Annotated in this window: 4 protein-coding genes; 1 reads left to right on the top strand and 3 read right to left on the bottom strand. The window is 70.9% G+C overall.

What is annotated here, in order from left to right; translation table 11 throughout:
* Positions 1-1,390 (top strand): hypothetical protein (locus tag ABZ260_RS47095; RefSeq protein WP_355631408.1); only part of this gene is annotated, 1,390 nt, incomplete at its 5' end.
* Positions 1,391-1,502: 112 nt separating this feature from the next.
* Here the strand turns inward: ABZ260_RS47095 and serS are convergent.
* From serS to ABZ260_RS47080, 3 genes are all read right to left on the bottom strand, one after another.
* Positions 1,503-2,765 (bottom strand): serine--tRNA ligase, encoded by a 1,263-nt coding sequence (serS, locus tag ABZ260_RS47090; RefSeq protein WP_355631405.1) that lies wholly within the window; start codon positions 2,763-2,765, stop codon positions 1,503-1,505.
* A gap of 62 nt (positions 2,766-2,827) precedes the next feature.
* The gene (gene pheA / locus ABZ260_RS47085; protein WP_355631402.1) at positions 2,828-3,748 is read right to left on the bottom strand and encodes a prephenate dehydratase; all 921 of its coding nucleotides are present in this window, start codon (positions 3,746-3,748) and stop codon (positions 2,828-2,830) included.
* Between the two features lie 159 nt (positions 3,749-3,907).
* A partial coding sequence (locus ABZ260_RS47080) for a glycosyltransferase 87 family protein (protein WP_355631399.1) occupies positions 3,908-4,581 on the bottom strand: 674 nt, incomplete at its 5' end.

Below are 4,581 nucleotides of genomic sequence, written 5' to 3'. Positions count from 1 at the left end.
CCTGTGGCCCGGCCCGGTCACCGGAAAGCTGAGCGACGTCGCGGGGCTGCTCGTCGCGCCGCCCGTGCTCGCCCTCGCCTTCCTTCCCGCCCTCGCTCTCACCCGGGCAGGCCCCTTCTCCTCCGTCCTGGCCCGGCTCGCCGCACCGGTGGCGACCGTCGCCACCGGTGTCGGCTTCACCCTGGTCAAGACCACCGAGGGGGGCGCGGAATTCGCCTCCCGGGCGTGGACCCTGGTCGCGGGCCCCTCCCGGGTCCTGGCCGACCCGACCGACCTGGTGGCCCTGCCTGCGCTGGGCGTCGCCTGGCTGGTCTGGCGCGGTTGCCGGTCCGACCAGGCGGTACGGCGTGCCCGCGCGCTGGTCGTCGTCCCGTTCGCCCTCGTCGGGGTGACCGCGACCGCGTATGGCCAGTCCCCACCTGTGGCCCTGTCGGTCTCGGCCGACGGCGAATCGATCACCGTCCTCATCGACTACGGGCCCTCATCAGCCGCCGTCTCGCGGGACGGCGGCCGGACGTGGAGTATGCGGCCCGATCCCGTTCCGGCACCCGCGACACCGTCCGCCCCACCCTTACCCGCCACCCGCGCCTGCCTGCTGGACGACCCGAGGCACTGCTACCGCGTCTCCCCGCCGCGGCTGGGCGTCGACGAGACCGGGGACGGCGGGGCGAGCTGGAAAACGGTGTGGGGGGTCTCCGAGGGACGTGAGGACGCTCTGCGCCGGAGCAACGATCGCCCCTACACGCCGCCGTGGCAGGGTTCCACCGCCGTCGCGGTGCAGCGCGTGCCCGACGGCCACGTGGTGGTGGCGGCCAACGGCACCGACGGCATCGCCGTACGCGACACACGGGGAACCTGGCGGAGGCTCGGCTTCTCGGCCGACGGCCTCTCCACCGACGCGGCGATCCCGCTCGACGCGCTGAACGTCAACCTGAGGGCGGAGCACAGCGCCGGCCTCTTCACCGGCCTGCTCGCCTTCATGGCCGGTATGACCGCCGCCCGCCGTCGCGAACCGCAGCACAGCGGCCTGGCAGTGGCCGCGTACATCATCGCCGCGATCGGATACCCGTTCGTCCAGCCGTCCTACGGCCTCATTGGACCCCTGCTGTTCCTGTTCGGCAGCGCCTGCGGCCTCACCGCGGCGGTCCTCACGACCGCGGCCGCGATCAAGGCGCGCGTGCCGTCGCGGACCTGGATCACGCTGCCGGCCATCGCCGTCTGCATACCGGCCGTAATCTCGATGATCTTCTCCGGCTGGCTCTCCGGCACCCCCGACGACTACTCGACGGCGGAGTCCCTCGCCTGGCTCGTGGGCGGCGCCGGAGTCGGGGCATCGGTCCTGATCGGCTGGACGGCGGCGAGGAGTGCGGAGGAACGTCAGGTGGCGTGAACGCACGAAGGCCCCGACCGTGGCACGGGTTCCGGTCGCCGCCGCACCGTCCGACTCGGCGGGTACGGCGAACTTCGTGATCCGGCGGGCCGGGCGGGGCCTTCGAAGACGGCTACCTGACGGGTTCGAGCACGTCGAGACCGACGTACGGGCGCAGGGCCTTGGGCAGCACGACGGAGCCGTCGGCCTGCTGGTGGTTCTCCAGGATCGCGACGATCCAGCGGGTGGTGGCCAGTGTGCCGTTCAGGGTGGCCACGTGCTGGGGCTTGCCACCGGACTCGCGGAAACGCACCCCGAGGCGGCGGGCCTGGAAGTCGGTGCAGTTGGAGGTCGAGGTGAGCTCGCGGTAGCGGCCCTGGCTCGGCACCCACGCCTCGCAGTCGAACTTCCGGGCGGCCGAGGTGCCCAGATCTCCGGCCGCGGTGTCGATCACCCGGTAGGGCAGCTCGACCTTGGCCAGCATCTCCTTCTCCCAGTCGAGCAGGCGCAGGTGCTCGGCGTGCGCCTCCTCCGGCCGGACATAGGAGAACATCTCCACCTTGTCGAACTGGTGGACCCGGATGATGCCCCGGGTGTCCTTGCCGTACGAGCCGGCCTCGCGGCGGAAGCACGAGGACCATCCCGCGTAGCGGTACGGCAGCGCGGAGCCGTCCAGGATCTCGTCGCCGTGGTAGGCCGCCATCGGCACCTCGCTCGTGCCGACCAGGAACAGGTCGTCGTCGGGCAGGTGGTAGACCTCGCCGGCGTGGGCGCCGAGGAAACCGGTGCCCTTCATCGACTCCGGCTTGACCAGCACGGGCGTGATCATCGGGACGAAGCCCGCCTCGATCGCCTGCTGCATGGCCATGTTGAGCAGCCCGAGCTGGAGCCGCGCGCCCACGCCCCGCAGGAAGAAGAACCGCGAGCCCGACACCTTCGCGCCGCGCTCCATGTCGATGGCGCCGAGCAGCTCGCCGAGCTCCAGGTGGTCTCTGGGCTCGAAGTCGAAGGACGGCTTCTCGCCGATCTCCTCCAGGACGACGTAGTCGTCCTCGCCGCCCTCCGGAGCGCCCTCCTCCACCAGGTTGGGCACCGTGTAGATCAGCTCATCGAGCTCGGCGGCGAGCTTCTCCGCCTCGGCCTCGGCCGACTTGACCTGCGAGGAGAGATCCTTCGCCCGCTCCAGCAGGCTCGCCTTCTCCTCCCCTGAGGCGCGGGAGACCGACTTGCCGACGGTCTTCTGCTCGGCGCGGAGCGTCTCGAAACGGCTCAGCGCACCACGTCGGCGCTCATCAAGGTCGAGCAGCGTGTCGACGACAGAGTCGTCCTCACCGCGGGCACGCTGCGACGCCCGTAGCCGGTCCGGATCCTCACGAAGGGTACGCAGGTCAATCACAGTCACAGGCTACCGAGGTACGGCTCGCGTCCGCGCCCGGTTTGCTCCGTACCGGCCGACGATCAGCTCTGGCCGGTACGGATCCTGTCGAGCCAGGCGGCGGCCTCGGCGAAGTCGTCGTTGTTCGTACCGCGCTTGATCTGCGGTGCGAAGGCGTCGGCGCGCGGGTAGCTGCCCAGGAAGCGCACCTTGGCGGAGATCCGGTGCAGACCGGAGATCGCCTCGCCGACCCGGGCGTCGGCGACGTGGCCCTCGAAGTCGAAGTGGAAGAAATAACGGCCGATGCCGTCGCCGGTGGGCCGCGACTCGATGCGGGACAGGTTGACGCCGCGGACGGAGAACTCGGTCAGCATCTCCAGCAGCGCGCCCGGATGGTCGTCGGCCAGGAAGACCACCAGGGAGGTGCGATCGGCACCGGTCGGCGCGGGCAGCGGGCCGGGACGGGTCACCCGGACGAACCGGGTCACGGTGTCGGTGCGGTCGCCGATCCCGGTCGCGAGCTGGACGAGGCCGTAGTGCTCACCGGCGATGCGCGCGGCGATGGCCGCGTCGTACGGCGAGCCGGGGATCGCGACCTCCTGCGCCGCCGCCGCCGTCGACGGGGCGGCGACCACCACGGCGTCGGGCAGCTCGCGGGCTGTGAAGTTGCGGCACTGGGTGATGGCCGCCGGGTGGGTGAAGACCCTCTTGATGTGTCCCATCTCGGTGCCGGGGCGCGCCAGGAGCGAGAACTCGACGGGCAGCAGCAGCTCCGCGGTGATGAGCAGCGGCTCCCCCTGGGCCAGCTCGTCAAGGGTCGTGGTGATGGCGCCTTCGAGCGAGTTCTCCAGCGGGACGACTGCTCCGTCCGCCTCGCCGCGCCGGACCGACTCAAGGGCCGCGGTGATGTTCGGGCTCGGCAGACGCTCGGCCTCCGGCGCCAGGATGCGCAGGGCCTCTTCGGTGAAGGTTCCCTCCGGTCCCAGGTAAGCGAATTTCGGCATGACCTCAGGTTATCCGGCGACTGTCGAAAAATGTGCCCAAGGTCGCACCTCCGGGCCGCTTGGTCCTCCCCAAGACCATCCGAGGTCGCTCCGCATTAAGCTGCTTCGCCCCACAAGTCACATCAAACTTGGTCATTTCACACCACGGATCACCCCGTATCAGCGGAGTGCCTGGAATGCCGCTCTCCGTCTGGGCAGCCACACCCCCAGCAGCCAGACCAGGAAAAGCGCGCCCAGCCCGAACCCGTTCTGCACGATCTTGCCGAGCACGGGGCTGAGCACCGGGATCTCCGCCGCCTTGATCGTCACCCCCCACCAGGGGATCGGCAGCACGTAGTAGAGCCAGACCCCGGCGGCCACCCGGACCCTGACCGGATCGCGCCTGTCGCCGGCCAGCGCCCCGAGCACCACGACCGCCCAGGCCAGGTGGTGGATCCAGGCGACCGGGGAGAGCAGCACCGCCATCAGCCCGACCAGGGCGACCCCGGCCACCGGGTGCCCGTCGAGCAGCGCCCGGCGAGCGTGGCGGAAGCCGTACCAGGCGACCACCGCGACCAGCGCCACCCAGAGCAGGCTCGTCAGCACGTCGGGCAGGTAGAGCCGGATGAGCATGCCGCGCATCGACTGGTTGGTGGTCGCGGCGTTGGCACCGAGCCGCTCGGGGTCGAGCAGCGCGCGGAACCAGAAGTCGGCTGCGTCCGCCGGGATCACCACGAACGGCAGCAGGGTCAGCAGCGCGGCGGTGAGCGCGGCGATGAGGAAGGTGTCGCGCTGCTCCCGCCTCGCCCCGGGGCCGAAACCGGTGATGAGCAGGTAGATCAGGAAGACGCCGG

The organism is Streptosporangium sp. NPDC006013 (assembly GCF_040614275.1).
GTDB lineage: Bacteria > Actinomycetota > Actinomycetes > Streptosporangiales > Streptosporangiaceae > Streptosporangium.
The sequence above is the reverse complement of the archived record's forward strand: the minus strand, read 5'-3'. Positions and strand labels throughout refer to the sequence as shown.

Excerpts from the sequence above, each read along its gene's own strand:
- pheA (WP_355631402.1), bottom strand. The coding sequence starts at position 3,748 with ATGCCGAAATTCGCTTACCTGGGACCGGAGGGAACCTTCACCGAAGAG.